Origin of the sequence: Metabacillus idriensis, from assembly GCF_050483325.1 — a bacterium.
GTDB classification, from domain to species: domain Bacteria; phylum Bacillota; class Bacilli; order Bacillales; family Bacillaceae; genus Bacillus_P; species Bacillus_P idriensis_A.
On sequence record NZ_JBCMYF010000008.1, the window covers coordinates 206,413 to 229,390 of the forward strand.

Consider the following 22,978-nt stretch of genomic DNA (forward strand, 5'->3'; position numbering starts at 1 on the left):
AATCCTTAGCAACAGATAAAATATAGCTTGGAGATTTATTTTTTATACGTCACTTTTTCTAAACAATGGTAAACTTGAAAGAGAGTAAAGGTGCATGGCTTGTCACGTTGCCTGATGGTGAGATATGATATAGAAACATACGTTCTTAAATGACAGCAATCTCTGACGTGACATTGTTTTTTTGAAAGGAGCTTAAATCGTTTGGGTAAGCAGCAGTTTGATTACAATGATGATGCGATTCAAGTATTAGAAGGATTAGAAGCAGTGCGGAAAAGACCGGGTATGTATATCGGCAGCACTGATGCGAGAGGTTTGCATCACCTCGTCTATGAAATCGTCGATAATTCCGTTGATGAAGCACTTGGCGGATTTGGAGATCATATAATCGTTAAAATACATAAAGATAACAGTGTGTCTGTTCAGGACAAAGGGCGAGGAATGCCCACAGGAATGCACAAGCTCGGAAAACCGACAGCGGAAGTCATTATGACTGTCCTGCATGCCGGAGGTAAATTTGGACAAGGCGGCTATAAAACGAGCGGCGGTCTGCACGGGGTTGGCGCCTCTGTAGTTAATGCCCTGTCTGAATGGGTTGTCGTTACCATCCACCGTGATGGATTTGTCTATGAACAGCGATTTGAAAATGGCGGTAAACCTGCGACAACACTTGAGAAACTCGGAAAATCAGGCAAGACAGGCACAATCATTCACTTTAAACCTGATCCATCTATATTCAGTTCAACAACCTATAACGCTGAGACATTAAGCGAGCGCTTACGGGAATCAGCATTTCTATTAAAAGGCCTGAAAATTGAGCTGATTGATGAACGGAATCAGACAAAAGACGTTTATCACTATGAAACAGGGATTGAAGCCTTTGTCGCATACTTGAATGAAGAAAAAGATTCTCTGCACAATGTTGTTTCCTTTGAAGGGATACAAAACAGCATCGAAGTGGAATTTGCTTTTCAATTTAATGACGGTTATTCAGAAAACATCCTCTCATTTGTAAATAATGTGCGGACAAAAGACGGCGGAACACATGAGTCTGGTTCAAAAACAGCGATGACCCGTGCATTTAATGAATACGCCAGAAAAGTCGGCATTTTAAAAGAAAAAGATAAAAACCTTGATGGATCAGATATACGCGAAGGACTTTCAGCCATCATTTCTGTTCGAATTCCAGAAGAGCTCCTGCAATTTGAAGGTCAGACTAAAGGGAAGCTTGGCACAAGTGAGGCAAGATCTGCCGTTGATTCTGTCGTATCGGAAAACCTTGCCTACTTTTTAGAGGAAAATCCGGAAACAAGCACACTTCTTGTCAGAAAAGCGATTAAAGCTTTTCAAGCAAGAGAAGCTGCAAGAAAAGCCCGTGAGGAAGCAAGAAGCGGAAAAAAAAGAAAACGGTCTGAGGCGACGCTTAGCGGAAAACTCACCCCTGCACAATCCAGAAATCCTCAAAGAAATGAAATTTATCTTGTTGAGGGTGATTCTGCCGGAGGTTCAGCGAAACAGGGCCGGGACAGGCGCTTTCAGGCCGTGCTTCCATTACGGGGAAAAGTCATCAACACCGAAAAAGCCAAACTTGCCGACATCTTCAAAAATGAAGAGATTAATACAATTATTCATGCTATTGGAGCAGGTGTTGGAGCCGACTTCAATGTGGAAGACTGCAATTACGACAAAGTCATTATCATGACAGACGCTGATACAGACGGAGCACATATTCAAGTGCTGATCTTGACTTTCTTTTACCGTTATATGAAGCCGCTCATTGAAGCAGGCAAAGTTTTTATCGCACTGCCTCCTTTATACAAAGTCAGCAAAGGGACAGGGAAGAAAGCGATTGTGGAATATGCCTGGTCAGATGAAGAACTGCAGGTTGTGCTGAAAAAAATAGGAAAAGGCTATATGATCCAGCGCTACAAAGGTCTTGGAGAAATGAATGCAGATCAGCTGTGGGAAACGACAATGGATCCTGAGACGAGAACATTGATCCGTGTACGGATTGATGATGCCGCACGTGCTGAGAGACGTGTCACGACATTGATGGGTGACAAGGTCGAGCCAAGACGGAAATGGATCGAAAGCAATGTTGCATTTGGATTAGATGAAGAAACAAACATCTTAGAAAACGAGAACTTATCCGTCGCAGAGGAGGAATAACTAAATGACACAGCCAGAAAAATTTCGCGATCTCCCTCTTGAAGATGTGATAGGTGACCGTTTTGGACGTTACAGTAAATACATCATTCAAGACAGAGCATTGCCTGATGCACGCGACGGGTTAAAGCCTGTTCAGCGCAGAATCCTTTATGCGATGCATGTGGATGGAAATACAAATGATAAAAACTTCCGAAAATCAGCAAAAACAGTCGGTAATGTAATCGGCAACTACCATCCTCATGGAGATACATCCGTATATGACGCAATGGTTAGGATGAGTCAGGATTGGAAGGTCCGCAATCTGCTGATTGAAATGCACGGAAACAACGGAAGCAATGACGGAGATCCTCCGGCTGCGATGCGTTACACAGAGGCAAGACTTTCTCCGATTGCATCCGAACTTCTGCGGGATATTGATAAACGAACCGTTGAATTTGTGCCAAACTTTGATGATACAAGCCAGGAGCCTCTCGTCCTGCCTGCTATGTACCCGAATTTGCTTGTAAATGGCTCAACAGGGATTTCAGCAGGCTATGCGACGGATATTCCTCCACATCATCTCGGTGAAGTAATAGATGCTGTCATGAAACGGATCGATCAGCCGAACTGTTCGGTGGATGAACTGATGACGGTGATTAAAGGACCTGATTTTCCGACTGGAGGAATCATTCAGGGAATCGAAGGCATTAAGAAAGCCTATGAGACAGGAAAAGGCAAGATTATCATTCGAGGAAAAGCAGAAATAGAAAGCATAAGAGGCGGCAAGCAGCAAATCGTCATCACCGAAATCCCTTTTGAAGTGAATAAAGCCAATCTTGTGAAACGGATGGATGAGTTCAGAATTGAACGGAAGCTTGACGGGATTGCAGAAGTACGTGATGAAACAGATCGTACAGGCATGCGAATCGTGGTTGAACTGAAAAAAGAAGCAGATGCACAGGGCATCTTAAACTATCTTTATAAGAACAGTGATCTGCAGGTGCCATACAATTTCAACATGGTCGCCATTCATAACAGAAGACCGACCTTAATGACTCTTCCGGCAATCTTAGATGCGTATATTGCCCACCAAAAAGAAGTTATCACAAACCGTTCCAACTTTGATTTGCAAAAAGCGCGTGAAAGACAGCATATTGTTGAAGGGTTAATTAAGGCATTATCGATTCTTGATGAAGTAATTGCGACAATCCGTGCTTCAAAAGACAAACGGGATGCTAAAGATAACTTAATTTCTAAATTTCAGTTTACAGAGCTTCAGGCAGAAGCTATAGTATCTTTGCAGCTGTACAGATTAACTAATACGGATATTACAGCCCTTCAAAATGAAGCAAAAGAGCTTGATGAAAAAATCACAGCCCTTCTTGAAATTTTGAACAATGAAAAAAGATTATACCAAGTCATCAAAGCGGATTTGAAAAAAATCAAAAAGACATATGCTGATGAAAGAAGATCTGTGATTGAAAATGAAATCCAGGAGATTAAAATCAATCTTGAAGTGATGATTGCTTCAGAGGATGTCATTGTTACGGTAACGAAAGACGGCTATATTAAACGCACAAGCGGACGATCCTATGCAGCATCAAACGGACAGGACTTTGGAATGAAAGAAACAGACCGTCTGCTTGCCAAGTATGACGTCAACACGACTGAAGTCGTTCTTCTCTTTACGAATAAAGGTAATTACATCTATTGCCCTGTTCATGAGCTGCCTGATATCCGCTGGAAGGACCTTGGTCAGCATATCGCCAATATCGTGAATCTTGAGAGGGATGAACAGCTTATAAAAGCCATTCCGGTTAAAGACTTTACGACTGAGCAATACCTGCTGTTTGTCACTAAAAACGGCATGGTCAAAAAAACGGAGTTAAAGCTTTATAAAGCACAGCGATATTCGAAAGCATTAATGGCATTGAACTTGAAAAATGATGATGTCCTGATTGATGTGCATGTAACGTCTGGTAAAGATGATCTCTTTATTGCTACTCAGTTCGGCTATGGCTTATGGTTCTCAGAGGAAGAAGTGAACATCGTAGGAGCAAGAGCAGCGGGTGTGAAAGGCATCAACTTAAAAGAGGGAGATTCCGTAGTCGGAGGTTCCGCATTCAGAGCGGGAGAAATCCCTCAAGTGGTTATTGTTACACAAAGAGGGGCCGCTAAAAAAATGTCACTCAAGGAATTTGAAAAAACCTCACGTGCTAAACGGGGACTGATTATGCTGCGCGAGCTTAAAAATAACCCTCACCGGTTAGTCGGCATGCAGATCATTCAGCCGGATGTCACGATTATGATCAAAACAGAAAAAGGACAGATTGAAGAAATTGCACCTCAAACCTTAAGAGCAAATGATCGTTACAGCAACGGTTCATTTTTCATAGATGAAGGAGATTCAGGATCAGTAAAAGAAGTATGGGGCTTAACGAAATAATGAATGTTAAAAAAGACATCCTCAGAAAATAGAGGATGTCTTTCATTGTCTTTATTTGTTTTTTGAAAAGTAATCAGTGAATGCATGCATAATCTCGATTCCCTGATACAAAAATAGACTGACAGCTGTTAATGAAAAACCTGTCACCATAATAAGTCTCAGCCAAAACATCGCGTCGCCCTCCTTTACAAATAGTCTTTAGGATGGAAGCGATGTTTTTCCGAAATAAGAGGATTGGTAAAAAACAGCCAGTAAAAATTTTTTCCTGAAATGCCACCCCGTAAGGAAGGCAATGGAAATGACAGCAGCTAAAAGGGAAGAAACAGTTTCAGCCGGATTGTGTTCTATGAAAAAAGGAAATTTCAGATCCTCTTTTTCATCAGCAGAATATGGTTTTACATGCTCCTCAAGATCAAAAGCAGGAGCAGCATTGTGATGATGATGCACCTGCGGAACTGTACCTGACAGGAGCAGGGCAATGAGAAAAAGAAAGAGATATTGTCTCATAACACTCCTCCTTTTTTATAATAGAACTATCATAACGCACATTTTTAAATAAGCATAGGGAAAAGTTTATTGTTTTTTCTCTGCAAATCGACAAAAAGTGGTATACTATTCCTTTGTCATGTTAGCTGAACTGACATGAAAACGAAATATTCATTATTTTCAGGAGGGTTTATATGGATTTGTTTAATGCCATCATTTCGGGCGGAAATACCATTTTATGGTCTTACTTATTGATTTATATGCTCGTAGGAATTGGATTATTTTTCACTGTTCGCTCAAAATTTGTGCAGTTTCGATATTTTGGAGAAATGTTCAGGCTTTTAAAAGAACCTGGCATGACTTCTAAGGAAGGAAAAAGAGGCATTTCTTCCCTGCAGGCATTCTTTATCAGCGCAGCTTCGCGTGTCGGTACAGGAAACCTGGCCGGTGTCGCAATTGCGATTGCAGTCGGCGGACCGGGAGCCGTTTTCTGGATGTGGCTTATTGCTATAATAGGAATGGCAACAAGTTTTGTAGAAAGCACTCTTGCACAAGTATACAAAGTAAAAGACGGAGATCAGTTCCGCGGCGGACCAGCCTACTATATGGAAAAAGCTCTTAACGCAAAATGGATGGGTGTTCTGTTTGCTGTATTGATTACTTTGTGTTTCGGATTAATCTTCAATGCGGTACAGGCCAATACGATCGCTCTTGCATTTGACAGTGCGTTTAACGTGAACAAAACCGTTATGGGAATCATCCTGGCAGTCTTTACAGGAATCATCATTTTTGGAGGGCTGAAACGCATCGCTGCAGCGGCCCAAATAATTGTTCCTGTCATGGCTTTAATTTACATAGGTGTCGCACTAGTTGTTGTGATCTCAAATATCACTGAGGTTCCATCTGTAATCGCCGTGATTTTCTCAAATGCATTTGGTTTTGAGCAGGCAGTCGGCGGAGGAATTGGAGCAGCTATTGAAAACGGAATTAAACGAGGCTTGTTTTCAAATGAAGCAGGTATGGGGAGTGCGCCTAATGCCGCTGCAACGGCAAGCGTAACTCATCCGGCAAAACAAGGCTTTATCCAGACACTTGGAGTTTTCTTTGACACCATCATCATTTGCAGTACAACTGCATTCCTTATTCTTTTGTTTGATACGACTCCTGACTCTGCTTTAGACGGAATTCAGATTACACAGGCTGCACTCCAATCACACATCGGTGATTGGGCGGGTACATTCCTTGCAGTTGCAATCCTTCTGTTCGCATTCAGTTCGGTTATCGGAAATTACTATTACGGGGAAACGAATATTGAATTTTTAAACGGGAATAAATCAGTGCTGTTCGTTTACCGATTAGCCGTAATCGGGATGGTGATTTTCGGTTCTGTGTCAGGTTTCCAATTGATATGGGACATGGCTGATCTATTCATGGGTCTGATGGCTGTTACGAATCTTATAGCGATTATGCTCTTATCAAAGCTTGCCTTTGCTGTTTTGAAAGATTATGGACGCCAGCGGAAAGAAGGAAAGAACCCTGTATTTAGAGCAAGCTCCATTAAAGGGCTTAAAAACACGGAATGCTGGGGAGACAATGAAATCGAAAAATCTAAATAATTTTTAAAACACCGATAATAAAAATCGGTGTTTTATTTTTATATCTATCTTTTAGAAAGCAGCAAGTTACGGTCAACCGTCAAATGATATGTTTCCGTTTCAAAGCCTCTGGAAGTATTTAAATCAAGGATATCAATCGATAGAGAAACATCTGAATATGCTGATCCTCTTAAATCATCTTCTAATGATACGGCTAATTCCTCTGTTCCCTTGGAAGAAATTTTTAAAATTTCTTTTGATCCTTTTCTGACGCCATTTTCATAATAAACAAGATTGAGTTTATAAGCTATTTGATCTTTATCCGCTATCCGAAAACGCAGTTCCTGATCGCTAATACGAAGCAGTTCAGGAGTCTTGATGTAGCGGGAATCATCGATTTTCAAACCGCTTGCTTCTTCCAGGTAGTGAAACATCTTTTTATTAGTAAGCACATTTGGAATGCGTTCATTTTCGTGCTGGGTTCTTAAATAAAAAGGTTCATTGCTTTCCTTGACCTCTTGTACATCTGTTTTTTCAGAAGATCCATATAAGAGGACATAATCATCAGCAATGATCTCTTGAGGGTACCATTTGTGATCACCTTCTGTATAACTCCAAAAAGCATCCCAGCGGACGGGAGAATCAGAAATGCCTCTGATTTTACTCCATTTAGAAAAAGGCAGGTGGTGGGAAAACACGTAGTGATAAGCAAAATGATGGCCATATTCATGAGAAAGGGTATCCTTGAATGAAGATACTTCAGTATATTTATCACCTTGATACAATGTAATACTGTCTGTTAATGCATGAAAGCTTCCTTTAGTTGATGATTTTCCCAATGAACCGCCTCTGATCCGCACCTCTTGAAGCATGTCAAGCTCATCTCCGTGCTTATTTTGAATCAGCTCTTTGTATAACTCCTGGAGCTTCTTTTCATCCCACGCTTCTGTATAGCTTAGAAACATAATTCCTTCAGGAGATTGATAGCTTGCCTGATAGTCTGAATCATAGACCAAAGGGTCCAGGCTAAGCAGAAACGGAAAAGAAAGAAGAAGAATTAGAACCATTTTCATACCTATTCACTTCCTCAAAACCCATTCTATCACGCATGAAGACTCAGTTTGACTGCATGATTTTTCCAATAAATGTTTGTAAAGGAAAGCATGCCGAATCTCCTAAACTTATTCACAGGAATAATACGGTCCTGATATATCCTCTTCACATTGCATATACAATGATCTATTAAACTAATGATGCTGGAAAAAATAATGAATGGGAGACGATAACATGAATAAAAAATGGGCAGCGGGAGCGGGTATAGCACTCGCATTGTTAATTAGTCCAATCGCACAGCCATCTCTTGCCGAGGCAGCTGAAACAAAGATTGATAATGTAGCACATCGGGGAGCTTCGGGGTATGCACCTGAGAACACGATTGCTGCCTTTGACAAAGCAGTCGAAATGAAAGCTGATTACATTGAGATTGATGTTCAAAGAAGCAAAGACGGTGAATTAGTTGTGATACATGATACGACTGTAGACCGTACAACAGATGGCAGCGGCCCCGTTCAAAGTTTAACGTACAATGAATTAAGAAAACTTGATGCCGGAAGCTGGAAAGGCACAGAATTTGCAGGTGAAAAGATCCCGTCATTTGATGAAATCCTTGATCGATATCACGGAAAAGTTGGAATATTGATCGAACTTAAAGCACCAGAGCTATACCCAGGTATTGAAGAGAGCGTTGCTCTTGAACTGAAAGAGAGAAACTTAGATAAGCCTCAAAATGAAAAAACAATTATCCAATCCTTTCATTTTGAATCTATGAAAAAAATGAATGATCTACTTCCAAAAGTACCGATTGGAGTCTTGACATCATCCCGATTACATACGACACAGCAAGCATTAAAAGAATTCAGTGCTTACGCCGACTATTTCAACCCAAGCTATACAATCGTCACAAAAGAGCTTGTCAATCAAGTACATGAAGAAGGCATGAAAATTCAGTCTTGGACAGTCCGCAGCCAAGAAACGGCAGATTTTCTTATAGAGATGCAAGTGGATGGAATTATTACGGATTATCCGGATTATGTGGATCCTAAATAAGAAAAAAGATCGAACCTTTTTTAAAAGGTTCGATCTTTTTTTGAAATAGAAAACCAAAAATAGTTTAATTAAACTATGTTCTAAATAATCAATAATAAAATCACAGCTCAGACTCAATCTGATATGAAATGATGACATGTATTCCTTTATCGTTGTCAGAATGAAGACTCTAAACATTTCTTATTTTGCAAGAATAAAATGAGACATAACAAGAGCCTAATAAATTACAGTGTAAATATTCTTAATATTGACAATATTTAGCGTCTGTCCTAATATTGGAACTAAAGTTTTACATAGTGAAACTGTAAAGGGGGTTTTTATCTTCAGCGAGGTGATTAAAACAGTAGAAAAATCCTTCGGAATTTTAGAAGTGATTGCACAAAAGCCGATGACATTTATTGAATTAGTAGAGAAGCTTGACAGCAATAAAGCAACTGTGCACCGATTTTTATCTTCACTTGAGCAGCTGGGATATATCACAAAAAACAACCAAGAAAAATTTATCTTATCGCAGAAATGGTTTCAGCTGGCATTTCAGGCGCAAGATCAGCTTGATATTGTTGAAACGGCAAGGCCATTCTTAGAAAGCATTGCCAACAAGGTTCAGGAGAGCGTGCTTTTAGCTCAGTATCTTGGAGATCAGGTGCTTTATGTAGAAAAGGTTGAAACAAATCTGGCAGCCCGAATTGTTCTTGATGTAGGAAAACAAGCGCCTCTTCATTGTGTAGCTTCAGGAAAATTGTACTTGGCTCATTTATCTCAGCAGCTTCTTGAGCGGTATTTATCAAAAAATCCGTTAAAGTCTTTTACAGAAAACACGATAACTGAAAAAGAAACCTTGCTTCTTGAATTAAAAAAGATATATGAAAATGGATATGCAACAGATCAAGAAGAATGGGAGAAGGGGTTAAAAGGGATTTCCTTCCCGATATTTAACGGAAGAAAAGAATTGGCAGGGGCGCTCTGCATTGCCGGTCTGGCTTTTCGTTTTACAGATGAACAGATTGAGGATATTATCAAACCTGCATTGTGCGCCACAGAAGAGATTTCAAAGAGATTGGGTTATGTGAGCAAAGGAGGAATTCTAATCTGATGAAAAAGATTCTGTTTGTTTTTGTAAGCGCTATCTTCCTGTTGAATGCAGCCGGCTGCAGCAGTGTAATCACTTCTAATGAGAAGAAAAGCTATAATTTGAAAATGTCAGTAACAGTTAATGATTCATCAACATGGTACCTTGCAGCTGAAAAATTTGCTGAAGAAGTGGAAGAAAAGACAGATGGCCGCATTAAAACTAAAATATATGCAAACGAACAGCTATCTGCAGGTGATTCAGCAAAAGGAGTAGAGATGCTATTAAAAGGCTCAACAGATTTTAGTTATCATTCTCCAATTATTTATTCCGTCTTTGAAAAACGATTAGGTGTAGTCAGCGCTCCTTTCCTATTTAAAGATTTAAACGAAGTGGATGAAAAAATGAATGGGGAAGGAGGGAAGGCGTTAAATGAGATTCTTGTTGAAAACGGGATTGAGCCTTTAGGCTTTGGCCAAAATGGGTTTCGCCAGGTAACAAATAGTGTCAGACCGATTCAAACTCCTGAAGATATTGAAAATATGAAAATACGAATTCCGGGAATTAAGATGTATTCAGATCTTTGGAGGGGCTTAGGAGCAGATCCTACAACAATGGCTTTTTCAGAAGTATTTTCAGCTTTGCAGCAAGGCACAATTGATGGTCAGGAAAATCCAATTGATGTCATCAGTTCATCGAAGCTTGAAGAGATTCAGCAATATATTACAATGTGGAACTATTCTTATGATCCTCTTATTTTCGGAATGAACAAAGAAAAATTTGACAGCATGCACTCAGATGACCAAAAAATCATAAAAGAAGCGGCAGAACATGCCAATAAATTTCAAATTGAACTTGCAAGAGAAAAAGAGAAAGAGCAAATTGAGGCATTAAAAGCAGCCGGAATGGAATTTGTTTATCCTGCTGAGGAAGAACTTGAAGTCTTCCGAAAAGCATCTGAAACCATTTATGACGCGTATGAAGACGTTTGGGGAAAAGAACTGCTTGATGCATTTAAAAAATAAAAAGGAGATGATTGGTTATGTCAAAAGTGATCAGCTGCATTGAAAACTTTTTTCTTGCCGCAACTATGCTGACGATGTCTGTCATTACGTTTGCTAATGTAATAACCAGGTACTTTTTTCATTACTCTCTATCCTTTACAGAAGAGATTACTATAAACCTCTTTGTCTTACTCACCTTCCTTGGTGCTGCTGCAGGACTTAGAAAAAATGCTCATCTTGGCTTTTCCTTGCTGTTTGAGAAATCTGGTCTGTTAGGCCAAAAAATACTGATTATTTTTGGAACCGCTCTCATTTCAGCTGTTTTTATCCTGTTTGCTTATTATGGGTATGAAATGGTCCGTTTTCAAATGGAAAGAAACTTAATCACACCTTCTCTCGGAATCAATCAATGGATGTTTTCACTTGTTTTCCCAATAGGCTGTCTGTTCTGTCTCTATCGGGCCATTGAGGCAGGTGCTGCCGAATGGGCAACTATTACTAAACAATCAGAAAGAGGGGTGAAAGCATGAATGCTCTTTTGTTATTCGGTCTCTTCGCACTATTGGTCCTGATCAGGATTCCTATCGCAATAGCACTTGCGGCATCCTCTATTTCAGTTCTCTTGTTAAATTGGGGCCCGTCAAGCTTAACCTTGCTTCCTGATGTTTTATATCCAAGTATAGCCAAGTTTACTCTGCTTGCGATCCCATTTTTCATCCTTGCAGGTGTCATTATGGAGTATGCGGGAATTTCCAGGCGGTTAATTCATTTTGCAAATGTATGTGTGGGGCATTATAAAAGCGGCATCATTCTGGTTACTGTTTTTACAGCTATCTTTTTTGCTGCTATTTCAGGATCTGGCCCCGCTACAGTAGCAGCAATTGGAGGAATTCTGATTCCAGCATTAGTGAAGAATGGAATGAAGAAAGAATCTGCCAGTGCTCTATTAGCAAGTTCAGGCGCAATCGGCATTGTTATCCCGCCAAGTATAGCAATGATCGTATTTGCTGTTGTAGCAGGCGATCAATTAAATGTTTCAATCGGAAGATTATTTATTGCAGGTGTCGTACCTGGTCTATTATTAGGAGCAGGATTTATTGCAGCCGCAATCTATGTGAAAAAACGTGATTTATTGAAACAAAATATTGAAGTAAATGAAGTTGCTGCAGCCCTTGAGGAGAGATTGAAAGCAACACCTAAAGAAACATTTCAGGCCTTTAAGGATGCGATTTGGGGTCTCCTGATGCCGATCATTATTCTTGGCGGTATTTATGGCGGGATTTTCACTCCAACTGAAGCAGCAGTTATTGCTGTATTTTACGGATTTTTTGTAGGGATCTTTATTTATAAAGAACTGAAATTTTCAACTATTTACCGCATCCTCTATGAATCTGCAGCTCAAACAGCCGTTATCATGTTAATTGTAAGTTCTGCCTCTTTGTTTGCCTACATCATTACAACAGAACAAATAGCTGAGAATATGGCCAATTCTCTTTTATCCATCAGTTCAAATCCAATTATCATTTTATTGATTATTAATCTTATTTTACTTATTGCCGGCGCCTTTATAGATGCTATTTCAGCTTTTTACATCTTCGTTCCTATCCTGATTCCAGTCATTATTCATTTCAATATCGATCCGACTGTTTTCGGCATCTTTATGACTGTTAATCTGGCTATAGGATTATTTACTCCGCCTGTCGGCATAAACCTGTATGTTGCCTGTGGCATAGGCAATGTAAAGCTTCATCATATTTCAAAAGCAATTCTGCCATTTTTAATCGCAGCTGTCATCGTGCTGCTGTTACTTACGTATATCCCTGCTATATCTACATTTTTACCTGATTTATTCGGAGTTTAATCCATTTTTATTACTAAATAGGAGGTTATTTTATGGAAAAGCTTAAAGGTCAAGTAGCCATTGTAACAGGAGGGTCAAGAGGAATAGGAGCGGGAATAGCCTATCGTCTTGCAGGAGAAGGAGCTCATATCGTGATTGTAGATGTGCTTGAGGCAAGTGAAATGATTGATAAAGTCACAAATCATTTTCCAGACATACAAGTTAGATCTCATCAAGTTGATATCCGTGATATTGCGGCGATTCAAACGGTAGTAGACGAGACGATTCAAGAATTCGGCCGTATAGATATTCTAGTAAATAATGCAGGAACATGCAGCAGGTTCGACTTGGAAGAAATGACTGAAGACATGTGGGATCAGGATTTAAATACAAATCTAAAAGCAACTTTTTTCTTCATGCAAAAAGTCGTTTACCCTCATATGATTTCACGCAATTATGGAAGAATCATAAATATTAGTTCAATTTCAGGAATAAATGGGGGGGCTGTTTCAAGCTTTGATCCTGATAGTTTAAAAGGCAGATCAGGTCCAGCCTATGCGGCAAGCAAAGGCGGAGTCATCGCTCTTACAAAATGGGCTGCAAAAGAGCTTGGCTCTAATGGTATTACATGCAATAGTGTTGCACCAGGAGCAGTGGAATCCGCCATCACGAAAGGAATTGCATATAATCTCGACAACCAGGTTGTAAAAAGGATGGGACTTCCGGAAGATATTGCTGAAGCCGCCTTCTACTTCAGCCTTCCTGAAGCAGGCTACACGACAGGGCAGGTCCTGAGAGTATGCGGCGGAGCTGTCTTTGCTTAAGAAAGAGATAAGATCAGGAGGAATGAAATGCGGAAATCTCATTCAGTTTATGATGCAAAGAGCAGTTTTCTGATAGGAACGCTCTCAAAAGATGATGATCTGCTGACAGGAATCTTAAGACAGTGTGAACTGCATGGCATAAAGGCAGGCAGTTTTTCGTGTATAGGTTCATTGAAAACAGTAAGCTATATGAAACTCAAGCATGAAAACGGCACGCTTTCTTATACAAAGCCAATAAAAGAAGCAAGACCTGTTGAACTGCTAAATGGAACAGGTTTTATAGGAATCAAAGAAGATGGAAGGTTAGATATCCATTTTCATGGTGTCTTTATAGATGAGACAGGAACCATATCCGGAGGACATTTTATAGAAGGCGGAAACAAGGTGGCCATTACGATTGAATTTACAGTTGCAGTTGTTTCAAATGCTGTTGTTAAAAGAGAGAAAGATCCTGAAATGGGCTTCCGTATTTTTAATTTTTATGGAAAAGAGGAGCTGCCGGAATGGAAACAATAGCTGGCTATGCGCAAAAGGCGATTATTCAGTTTGGTCCTAAATTGGCTGTGAAAGATCGTTTTCGTTCATTCACTTATGCTCAATTAGGAGAACGTGCATACAAACTTGTAACGATTCTGAGGAACATGGGAATGAAGAAAGGTGATCGGTTAGCTGCATTAATGTCAAACCGAATTGAACATATTGAACTTGATCTGGCGTGTGCATTTGGCGGTTTCATCAAAGTTCCGCTTAATTATCGCCTGCATCCAAAAGAGCATGAGTATATGTTAAAGCAATCAGGGACTAAAATTGTCATCGGAGAAGATAAGCTTCTAAATCAAATAGAGTCTGGCATAAGAAAAATCAGTGTCGCGAACCAATATGAGGGCCTGCTTGCAGCAATGGAGAAGTGTGTTATTAACGAGCAAATAAATGAAGATGATGTATTTGCCATCATGTACACCTCGGGCACAACTGGTAAACCTAAAGGCGTTATGCTGACACACCGAAATATTATTTCAAGTGCCTTATCTCTTGCTATGTCTTGTGAGATTACATGGGGAGATGTCATAGGCCATGTTGCGCCTTTGACTCATGGCTCCAATTTTCTTTCTCATGCTTCATGGATCTTTGGGTTAACTCAAATTGTCTATGACAAATTTGATCCTGAAGATTTTTTAGAGGATATATACAGGGACAAAGTAAGCGTCATATTTTTAGTTCCCACGATTGTCAATTTATTATTTCAAAGCACAGCATTTGATATAAAGAAACTTCAGTATGTTAAAACCATTAATATGGCCGGCTCTCCAATCGCGTCAAGCAAACTGAGTGCCGCCATCTCTCAAGCGGGAGATATTTTTGTAGAGACATACGGCCAGGTTGAGGCTCCGATGACCATTACGGTCATGCCGAGAAAAGAGCTTAAAAATCACCTGGAATCCTGTGGATTAACAGGTTCATTTGTGGAAATGAAAATTGTTGATGAAGCTGGGAACAGCGTTGAACAGGGGAAAATCGGCGAAATCATTTGCAAGGGGTCACTCGTGATGAAAGGCTATTGGGAGAATCCTGAAGCGACTTCTGAAACATTGAAGGATGGCTGGCTTTACACAGGTGATTTAGGATGGGCGGATGAAAATGGGTACCTCCATCTTGTTGACAGAAAAAAAGAGGTCATTATTTCAGGAGGGCTGAATATTTATCCCCGTGAAATAGAAGAAGTATTAAATAAGCATTCTTCAGTAAAAGAAACATGTGTCATCGGCCTGCCATGTGAACAATGGGGTGAAAAGATCGCAGCATACGTAGTTCTTAAAGACGGTGAAACAGCAGATGAAGAAGAGCTCATCAATCTGTGCATGCAGCATTTAGCAAGCTTTAAAAAGCCTAAAGTCATTCGGATTTTAGATCAGCTTCCAAAAAGCCCATACGGAAAAATTTTAAAGCGGGAAGTAAAACAGCTCCATGGAGGTGTTCATACATGAATCAAGCAGCAGTATCAGGGATAGGCATGACCAAGTTCGGTACACACCGAGACCGGTCAGTAAAAGATCTGCTTTTAGAAGCCAGTTTAAGTGCACTGAAGGAAGCAGAATTTCCACGCATAGACGCCGTATTCGCCGGGAATTTCATGTCTGGTGTTCTAGCTGAACAAGAAATACTGGGTTCTGTCATTGCGCATGATTTAGGTTTAGGGCCAATTCCAACTGCAAAGATGGAAGGTGCATGCGCAAGCGGGGGAATCGCATTCAGGCATGCTTATGAAATGATACGGGCCGGAGTCTATGACACGGTATTGGTCGCTGGTGTCGAAAAAATGAAACATGCATCAACCGAAACAGTTATGCAGGCAATAAACGGTGCTATGGACACTGAATCCAATGAGAAAAAAGCAGGGCTTACATTTCCGGGATTCTTCGGCATTTTAGCAAATCGGTACTTTTATGAAACAGATGCGTCAAAAAAACATTTAGCCATGGTAGCCAAGAAAAACCGGGACTATGCCATTCACAACCCTAAGGCGCAATATCGGGAAGCGGCAACACTGGAAGAAATAATGAATGCCAGAATGATAACAGATCCTCTTGGACTGTTTGATTGTTCGCCAATTACAGACGGAGCAGCAGCAATTATTTTAACCAGAGGAGTTAAGGGGATCGTTGTGCGTTCATCCTCGCAAGCTTCAGGGCCTACTCAAGCGCAGGAAATCGAAGACCTTCTGACTATAACAGCAATAAAAGAATCAGCGGGACAAGCCTATGAACAGGCAGGACTTGGTCCGGATGATATCGACGTTGCCGAGATTCATGATTGTTTTACCATGACTGAAATTCTGGCAATAGAGGCGCTGGGATTTGCAAAAAAAGGGGAGGGATGGAAAGCGGTCGAACAGGGTTTAACAAAACACGGCGGCAAGGTGCCGGTTAATACCAGCGGAGGACTGCTTTCACGCGGACATCCCATCGGAGCAACCGGAATTGCGCAGATTTATCAGATCGTAAGTCAATTAAGAGGAAACGCATGTAATCAAGTAGCCGGTGCAAAAATCGGCCTTGCTCAAAACCTAGGCGGAACTGGCTCTTATTCAACAGTCCATATTTTCGAGAATAGGCGGTGATCAATGTGAACTTTGAAAAGTTTGTATGTGCATCATGCGGTAAATCATCAGTCCGATCCAGAATTGTGTGTCCGGCATGCAAGTCAACAGAATTCAATCAGCAGCAAACAGATGGAACTGGCAAAGTTTATTCGTTCACAAAGATTCATATCTCGTCTGAAGAATTCAAACATTTAACTCCTTATTATATCGTTGTTGTCGATTTAGCCTCGGGAGATCGGGTTACCGGGAGAATAAGAGATGAGGTAAGCATAAACGACAGTGTTAAATTGACTTCATTTGAAGATGGAGTTTACACTTTTAATTTGTGAATAAAAAAATATGAAAGGTTTTAACCTATGAATCACTGTCATTAAGTGGTCCATAGGTTTTTATATATTTAATACCTATCCATTATAAGGGAAAACAAAAAGAGAATATCTTTTGTTTTTTTATTTTACGAGTATTCAAGAAGGTAAGATGTAAAACTGCAGACGATCAAGCTGCGAAAATCAATTTTAAAAACAAATTTATTTTAAGTTAACCACGATTAAAGTGTTGACAATTTTCAGAATATAAGATAAATTCTAGTTAATCGATTAAATAACAGTGAAGGTTGATCAAATTGGATAAGAAAATGAAAGCAACACTTAAAGATGTAGCAAATTTAGCGGGAGTATCTACTGCAACAGTATCAAATGTTACAAATAATACAAAGTTTGTAAGTGAAGATGTAAAAAGAAAAGTACTCGATGCAATGGAAACGCTTAATTACCGGCCAAATGCTTTAGCAAAAAGCTTAAGAGTCCAAGAGACAAAATTAATTGGTGTCCTAATATCAGATATTACGAATCCGTTTTTTTCAAAAGTAGTAAGAGGGATAGAATATGAAGCTAATAAAAATGGATATAATATCCTCCTATGCAACACTGAATCAAATGCAGTGAAAGAACAGGAGTATTTAGATATCTTAATAGGCAAAAGAATTGATGGATTAATTATTTCATCATCAGGAAATAAAGAAGAATACATAAAACACCTTGAAAGTGCAAATATTCCTATCGTATTTTTAAACCGATCTCCTGAAAGCGCTTTAATGAAAACGGTCATGACTAATAATATAAGAGGGTCTTATCTTGCAGCTGAACACCTAATTAATCATGGATATGAAAAGATCTCAATCATATCAGGTCCTCAAACGTACAGTACTGGCAGAGATCGATTGATTGGATATAAGCGGGCTATGGAAGATTATGGTCTGACAATTGATGAGAAATTAATAAAAATAGGAAATTTTGATATCAAAAGCGGGTATGATTTGATGAAGGAGCTTATTAACAGCGGTGAAAGAACAGATGCCTGTTTTATTGCAAACAATTCTATGACTTTAGGAGCTTATAAATATATTAAAGAAACAAACCTGAAGATAGGACAGGATCTTGCAATTGTCGGCTATGACGAATCGGATTGGGCTGACATAGTTGAACCGCCTTTATCCACTATCAGTCAGCCTGCATATGAACAGGGTACACAGGCAGCTGAGCTTGTAATCGCTAATATTAATGGAAAAGAGCTTACAAATCAAAAGGTTATCTATTTAGAACCCGCAATGATCATCAGGGAATCTTGCGGTTGTAAGATTTAATAAATCTATTTTTTGTGAGTTTAGTTAATCGATTAACTGATTTAACAGGATTTTTGATTAAATCAGTTAATTGTTTACTTATAATTTTTTAAGGAGGATAAAAAATGAAAATTATTGTAGGAGGAGACCATGCAGGTTTTCCATTAAAACAAGAAGTTGTAAACGCTATCAAAAAACTGGGGCATGAGGTTGAGGATTTTGGCTGTTTTAGCAGTGATCCAATAGATTTCCCGGATATTACGAAAAAAGTATGTGAGGCAGTTCTAATCGGTGAAGCAGAGAGAGCCATTTTAGTTTGCGGAACAGGAGTAGGCGCATGTATAGCAGCAAATAAAATTCCAGGTATCCGGGCATCTGTTTGTCACGATATTTATTCTTCTCATCAATGTGTTGAACATGATGATGTAAATGTTATGTGCATTGGTGCTCAAATCATTGGCCCAGTCATTATGACAGAACTTGTTGAGTCTTTTTTAAACGCAGCATTCAGTACTGAAGAAGAATTTAGAAGAAGAGTTAGGAAGCTGCAGTTGATGGAGAATGAATATGCTCAAAAAATTGTAAATCTGAATACTAAATAGAGGAGGAGTCCAAATGAACAATCCTATGAAAAGGTATAAAATCTATTTATTTGTCTCTCTTTTTATTGCATTGCTTTTAGCCGGATGCGGTGCTAATTCTGCGGGATCTGAACCCTCTGGGAATAATTCTTCTAATAAAGTTAAGGATTCTGAAAAAATGGTCATAAAATTAGGACATGTAACGAATGACCAATCCGCCATCCATAAGGGGTCCATAAAATTTAAAGAAATTATTGAAGAAAAATCAAACGGTACAATGGAAGTGCAGGTCATACCAGGAGGCCAGCTTGGTAATGAAAAGGACTTAGTGGAAAGTACACAGATCGGAACAATTCATATGACCATACCCTCGGCAGCCGTTCTTTCAAATTTTGTACCAAAGGCTTCGGTATTAACACTTCCATATATAATCGAAGGGAAAAATGAAAGAGAAAAATATAAATACTTTCAAAAACTGGCAAAAACAGATGCTTATAAAGAAATTGCTTTACAAAGCAAGGAAGCTGGATTAGAGATTTTCCCTGAAGCGGTCTGGTGGGTTGGGGATCGCCATGTGACAACAAGAGATAAAACAATTGAAACACCAGAGAAAATAAGAGGTTTAAAAATCAGGACTCCAGATGCAACTGCACATACAGAACCATTTAGATTATTAAAAGCAAATGTCACCCCAATGAATATTACAGAAGTATACATGTCTCTTAAAACGGGGACTATTGAAGCTCAGGAAAACTCTATTAATCAAATTTATACAAATAAGTTTCAGGAAGTACAGAATGTTGTCAATTTAACTGGTCATATGACACAGAATGAATTGCCGGCAGTTAATCTAAATTGGTGGAAGGGATTAACAAAGGATCAGAAAAAAATGATCACTGATGCTATGGCTGTATCTGGTGAATACATGTCTGAATTGCAATTAAAAGCGAATGAAGAAGAATTAAATCTTTTAAAAGAAAGTGGCATGAAGGTTGTTGACGTTGATATTGAAGCTTATAAAGCTGCGACAAAAGATACTTATAAAGCTTTTGAGGATAAATTAGGAAATGGATATTATGAAAAGATTAAGGATGCTCAAAAGTAATATCATGTTAAGCTGGATCAACTTTCATAAGATGATTCAGCTTAATAATAAGGAGATAAAAAGATGACTAGAGGAAAATGGATGTTAAAAAACATTGAAGAAATAACGGCCTGTCTATTTTTTCTCATCATGTGCATAGCTGTAGCACTTGGAGTTTTTGCCCGTTTATTTGAGGTGCAAATCGTATGGACAGATGAACTGGCCAGGTATTGCTTTATTTGGAACGTGCTATTGGGATCAGTAGCTGCATTAAAAAGTAAAAAACATATAGCCATTGATTTTTTATTAACCATTCTGCCAAAGAAAATACAAAAAAGCATCTATTTTTCCATACAAATTGGGTTACTGACTTTATTTGGATTTATGATTGTGTACGGCTGGACGATAACACAACAAACCTGGATGGTACCAACAACAAGTCTAGGAATCCCAACCGGAATCATTTATTTATCAGTACCTGTTTCTTGCAGCCTAATGTTTATTTATACATTAATTGATGCTTGCAGTGTTTGGAAAGGCGACTGGACTCTGAACAACAATATAAACAAAGGTGTTGAAATCTAAATGCTGATTTTATTGATATGCGGACTGCTGCTGTTGCTGATTCTTGGCGTTCCAGTTGGTTTTGCTCTATTAGGTTCTTCCTTTATAGCCGTAATATTTGGAGGATCAATAACATTAGAGACATTGCCGCAACGCCTTGCACTTGGATTGGATTCTTTTCCGATATTAGCCATACCTTTGTTTATTTTGGCAGGAGGACTAATGGAAGCAGGTGGAATTACAAAGAGGTTAATCAATTTTTCAGAAACACTTGTTGGGCACATAAGAGGTAGCTTGGCACACGTAACTGTTGTATCAAATGTTTTTATGTCAGGAGTTTCAGGGTCAGGAGTAGCAGATGCTGCTGCAACAGGCACAGCTTTGATACCTTCTATGGTAAAAAGAGGATACGGCAAAGGATTTGCATCAGCGATTTTAGGTGCCAGCGCTACAGTTGGCCCCATTATTCCTCCCAGCATTCCTATGATTTTATATGGCAGTATAGCAGGAGTTTCAATCGGAAAACTGTTTTTAGGAGGTGCTATTCCAGGCCTGATGATGAGTATGTCTTTAATGGTGATCGCCTATATTATTGCCAAAAAGAGAAACCTTGAAAAAAGAAATAAGGCAGGCCTTAAAAAAATCATGTTTGCTTTTAAAGAGGCCATTTGGGCACTTTTAATGCCCATAATCATCATTTACGGAATTTTCTCAGGTTTATTTACGGCAACTGAATCTGCAGTAATAGCTGTTATTTATTCTTTATTTGTCGGGATCTTTATCTATCGTGATCTGAAATGGCGGGAAATACCGAAAAAATTATTAGAATCTGTTAAAATGACAGCAAGTGTCGGCATCATTATAGCGGCATCAGCACCTTTCGCATGGATCATGGCTTTTGAACAGGGTCCGCAAAGACTGCTTGAAGTATTTCAATCCATATCGGATTCCTCAATCATTATCTTGCTTTTGTTAATGATAATCTTACTAGTTCTAGGGTGCTTTTTAGATGGTACGGCAATCATTATTATTACTACGCCAGTTGTTCTTCCTTTACTGGCTCAATTTCAAATTGATCCACTGCATTATGGAGTCATACTTGCCATAAATGTTATGATTGGCACAATCACGCCGCCTGTAGGTGTTATTATGTATGTTGCAACTGGAATATCAAACAGCAGCATTATTGAATTCACTAAAGAAATAATACCATTTTTACTGACCTTGTTAGGATTGCTGCTATTGTTCATGTTTGTACCGGAAATCATTACTTTTTTACCTGATTTATTGTTAAAAGAATGATCGTTATATTTGTGTATAAATTGGAGGTGGAAGATTGATTACGCCGAGAATAACCGTTGTAGGAAGTATAAACATGGATTTAGTCACAACAGCTTCTTCTTTCCCTGTCCAGGGAGAAACAATAAAAGGCTCAACATTTAAAACATTTCCAGGCGGGAAAGGAGCAAATCAGGCTGTAGCTGCCTCCCGGCTTGGTGCGAATGTCACTTTAATAGGCTGCGTCGGGTCTGATGATTTCGGAAAAGAGTTAAAAGACCGTTTGTATAAAGAAAATATTCAAGTGGATCATCTGAATGTAATAAAAGGAAGTTCAACCGGAATTGCTTCCATTACAGTAAGCAATCAAGATAACAGCATCATAATTGTTCCAGGAGCAAATGATCTTCTTTCCCCAGAATTGATAAGTGAGAATGAAGAGGTAATAGCTGAAAGTGATCTGTTATTACTTCAATTAGAAATACCGCTCTCCTCAGTGATTAAAGCTGCGGAATTAGCAAAAAAACATAGTGTGAAAATCTTATTAAATCCAGCTCCAATCGAGAAGCTTCCTAACTCACTGCTCGAGATGGTTGATTATTTAACACCAAACGAACATGAAATGACATATTTTAAAAACAATAAACCAATTCAGGAAAAAATGATCGTAACTCACGGTTCTAAAGGAGTTATATTTACTGAAAATGGTAAAGAAAAATGTATTGAGGCACACCGGGTGAAAGTTGTTGATACTACAGGCGCCGGGGATACCTTTAATGGAGCGTTAGCAGTATCTTTGAGTAAAGGAGATTCACTAGAACAAGCATGCCGTTTTGGAAATGCTGCAGCTGCTCTAAGTGTGACGAAATTTGGGGCTCAAGGCGGCATGCCATTTATAGAAGAAGTAAAAAAGATCTTATTGAATAAAAGACTTGGTTAAGAACATTGCTGAAAGCAGTGTTTTTTTTATTTATCGGAATGGGTTACAAATTGAAAATTAAATTAAACTATGTTCTAAATAAACAACATATAAACATTGTTCTCAGACAATAAGAGATAAAACAAATATTAGAGAAGCTGCTGTATACAAAATAAAAAAGACCAGACTCATGAAATGTATTAAATTCAGATTTATTATGTAAACTAACTAAACTAAACAAGAGAGGACATATAAAAATTATAAAGATCAAACTTACAACTAAATGTGTGTTTGGCAACTGCCGCAAACTAATGGA

Annotated in this window: 21 protein-coding genes; 19 read left to right on the forward strand and 2 right to left on the reverse strand. The window is 39.0% G+C overall.

What is annotated here, in order from left to right:
• Nucleotides 1-201: 201 nt before the first annotated feature.
• Together parE and parC are read left to right on the forward strand one after the other, a co-directional pair.
• Nucleotides 202-2,166 carry a DNA topoisomerase IV subunit B gene (parE, locus tag ABEQ24_RS05865; RefSeq protein ID WP_430005881.1) on the forward strand — a complete coding sequence of 655 codons (1,965 nt, stop codon included), beginning with the start codon at nucleotides 202-204 and terminating at the stop codon, nucleotides 2,164-2,166.
• Between the two features lie 4 nt (nucleotides 2,167-2,170).
• Nucleotides 2,171-4,591, forward strand: coding sequence for a DNA topoisomerase IV subunit A (gene parC, locus ABEQ24_RS05870; protein WP_430005882.1), 2,421 nt, complete (start codon nucleotides 2,171-2,173; stop codon nucleotides 4,589-4,591).
• A 198-nt stretch (nucleotides 4,592-4,789) separates the two neighbouring features.
• On the opposite strand, the gene ABEQ24_RS05875 is transcribed toward parC, so the two are convergent.
• A complete protein-coding gene (locus ABEQ24_RS05875; protein ID WP_430005883.1) occupies nucleotides 4,790-5,098 on the reverse strand; it encodes a hypothetical protein in 309 nt (102 codons plus the stop codon).
• Nucleotides 5,099-5,271: 173 nt separating this feature from the next.
• Here ABEQ24_RS05875 and ABEQ24_RS05880 point away from each other — a divergent pair, with 173 nt between their 5' ends.
• Nucleotides 5,272-6,693, forward strand: a complete 1,422-nt coding sequence (locus ABEQ24_RS05880) for an alanine/glycine:cation symporter family protein (RefSeq protein WP_430005884.1) — start codon at nucleotides 5,272-5,274, stop codon at nucleotides 6,691-6,693.
• Nucleotides 6,694-6,737: 44 nt separating this feature from the next.
• Here ABEQ24_RS05880 and ABEQ24_RS05885 read toward each other — a convergent pair whose 3' ends face one another.
• Nucleotides 6,738-7,745 carry a hypothetical protein gene (locus tag ABEQ24_RS05885; RefSeq protein ID WP_430005885.1) on the reverse strand — a complete coding sequence of 336 codons (1,008 nt, stop codon included), beginning with the start codon at nucleotides 7,743-7,745 and terminating at the stop codon, nucleotides 6,738-6,740.
• Nucleotides 7,746-7,959: 214 nt separating this feature from the next.
• Here ABEQ24_RS05885 and ABEQ24_RS05890 point away from each other — a divergent pair, with 214 nt between their 5' ends.
• The 16 genes from ABEQ24_RS05890 (at nucleotide 7,960) to rbsK (ending at nucleotide 22,683) form a co-directional block, all read left to right on the forward strand.
• Entirely contained in the window at nucleotides 7,960-8,778 is an 819-nt protein-coding gene (locus ABEQ24_RS05890; protein ID WP_430005886.1) for a glycerophosphodiester phosphodiesterase, read from the forward strand.
• Between the two features lie 331 nt (nucleotides 8,779-9,109).
• The gene (locus tag ABEQ24_RS05895) at nucleotides 9,110-9,871 is read left to right on the forward strand and encodes an IclR family transcriptional regulator (protein ID WP_430005887.1); all 762 of its coding nucleotides are present in this window, start codon (nucleotides 9,110-9,112) and stop codon (nucleotides 9,869-9,871) included.
• Nucleotides 9,871-10,872 carry a DctP family TRAP transporter solute-binding subunit gene (locus tag ABEQ24_RS05900; RefSeq protein WP_430005888.1) on the forward strand — a complete coding sequence of 334 codons (1,002 nt, stop codon included), beginning with the start codon at nucleotides 9,871-9,873 and terminating at the stop codon, nucleotides 10,870-10,872. The genes ABEQ24_RS05895 and ABEQ24_RS05900 overlap by 1 nt, the downstream gene beginning before the upstream one ends.
• Before the next feature lie 17 nt (nucleotides 10,873-10,889).
• On the forward strand, nucleotides 10,890-11,381 hold the full coding sequence (locus ABEQ24_RS05905; RefSeq protein WP_430005889.1) for a TRAP transporter small permease: 492 nt from the start codon (nucleotides 10,890-10,892) through the stop codon (nucleotides 11,379-11,381).
• On the forward strand, nucleotides 11,378-12,712 hold the full coding sequence (locus ABEQ24_RS05910) for a TRAP transporter large permease (protein WP_430005890.1): 1,335 nt from the start codon (nucleotides 11,378-11,380) through the stop codon (nucleotides 12,710-12,712). Before ABEQ24_RS05905 ends, ABEQ24_RS05910 begins: the two co-directional genes overlap by 4 nt.
• A 32-nt stretch (nucleotides 12,713-12,744) precedes the next feature.
• A complete protein-coding gene (locus ABEQ24_RS05915) occupies nucleotides 12,745-13,515 on the forward strand; it encodes an SDR family NAD(P)-dependent oxidoreductase (RefSeq protein WP_430005891.1) in 771 nt (256 codons plus the stop codon).
• 27 nt (nucleotides 13,516-13,542) lie between these two features.
• Nucleotides 13,543-14,031: a PPC domain-containing DNA-binding protein gene (locus tag ABEQ24_RS05920; RefSeq protein WP_430005892.1), complete on the forward strand. Its 489-nt coding sequence runs from the start codon at nucleotides 13,543-13,545 to the stop codon at nucleotides 14,029-14,031.
• Nucleotides 14,019-15,500, forward strand: a complete 1,482-nt coding sequence (locus ABEQ24_RS05925; protein WP_430005893.1) for a class I adenylate-forming enzyme family protein — start codon at nucleotides 14,019-14,021, stop codon at nucleotides 15,498-15,500. Before ABEQ24_RS05920 ends, ABEQ24_RS05925 begins: the two co-directional genes overlap by 13 nt.
• Nucleotides 15,497-16,633 carry a thiolase domain-containing protein gene (locus tag ABEQ24_RS05930; RefSeq protein WP_430005894.1) on the forward strand — a complete coding sequence of 379 codons (1,137 nt, stop codon included), beginning with the start codon at nucleotides 15,497-15,499 and terminating at the stop codon, nucleotides 16,631-16,633. Before ABEQ24_RS05925 ends, ABEQ24_RS05930 begins: the two co-directional genes overlap by 4 nt.
• Nucleotides 16,634-16,638: 5 nt before the next feature.
• Nucleotides 16,639-16,944: a Zn-ribbon domain-containing OB-fold protein gene (locus ABEQ24_RS05935; protein WP_430005895.1), complete on the forward strand. Its 306-nt coding sequence runs from the start codon at nucleotides 16,639-16,641 to the stop codon at nucleotides 16,942-16,944.
• 293 nt (nucleotides 16,945-17,237) lie between these two features.
• A complete protein-coding gene (locus tag ABEQ24_RS05940; protein WP_430005896.1) occupies nucleotides 17,238-18,257 on the forward strand; it encodes a LacI family DNA-binding transcriptional regulator in 1,020 nt (339 codons plus the stop codon).
• Nucleotides 18,258-18,361: 104 nt separating this feature from the next.
• Nucleotides 18,362-18,838 (forward strand): RpiB/LacA/LacB family sugar-phosphate isomerase, encoded by a 477-nt coding sequence (locus ABEQ24_RS05945; RefSeq protein ID WP_430005897.1) that lies wholly within the window; start codon nucleotides 18,362-18,364, stop codon nucleotides 18,836-18,838.
• A 13-nt stretch (nucleotides 18,839-18,851) separates the two neighbouring features.
• Nucleotides 18,852-19,922, forward strand: coding sequence for a TRAP transporter substrate-binding protein (locus tag ABEQ24_RS05950; RefSeq protein ID WP_430005898.1), 1,071 nt, complete (start codon nucleotides 18,852-18,854; stop codon nucleotides 19,920-19,922).
• A 63-nt stretch (nucleotides 19,923-19,985) separates the two neighbouring features.
• Nucleotides 19,986-20,486 carry a TRAP transporter small permease gene (locus ABEQ24_RS05955; RefSeq protein ID WP_430005899.1) on the forward strand — a complete coding sequence of 167 codons (501 nt, stop codon included), beginning with the start codon at nucleotides 19,986-19,988 and terminating at the stop codon, nucleotides 20,484-20,486.
• On the forward strand, nucleotides 20,487-21,767 hold the full coding sequence (locus ABEQ24_RS05960) for a TRAP transporter large permease (RefSeq protein ID WP_430005900.1): 1,281 nt from the start codon (nucleotides 20,487-20,489) through the stop codon (nucleotides 21,765-21,767).
• Nucleotides 21,768-21,801: 34 nt separating this feature from the next.
• A complete protein-coding gene (gene rbsK, locus ABEQ24_RS05965) occupies nucleotides 21,802-22,683 on the forward strand; it encodes a ribokinase (protein ID WP_430005901.1) in 882 nt (293 codons plus the stop codon).
• Nucleotides 22,684-22,978 lie beyond the last annotated feature (295 nt).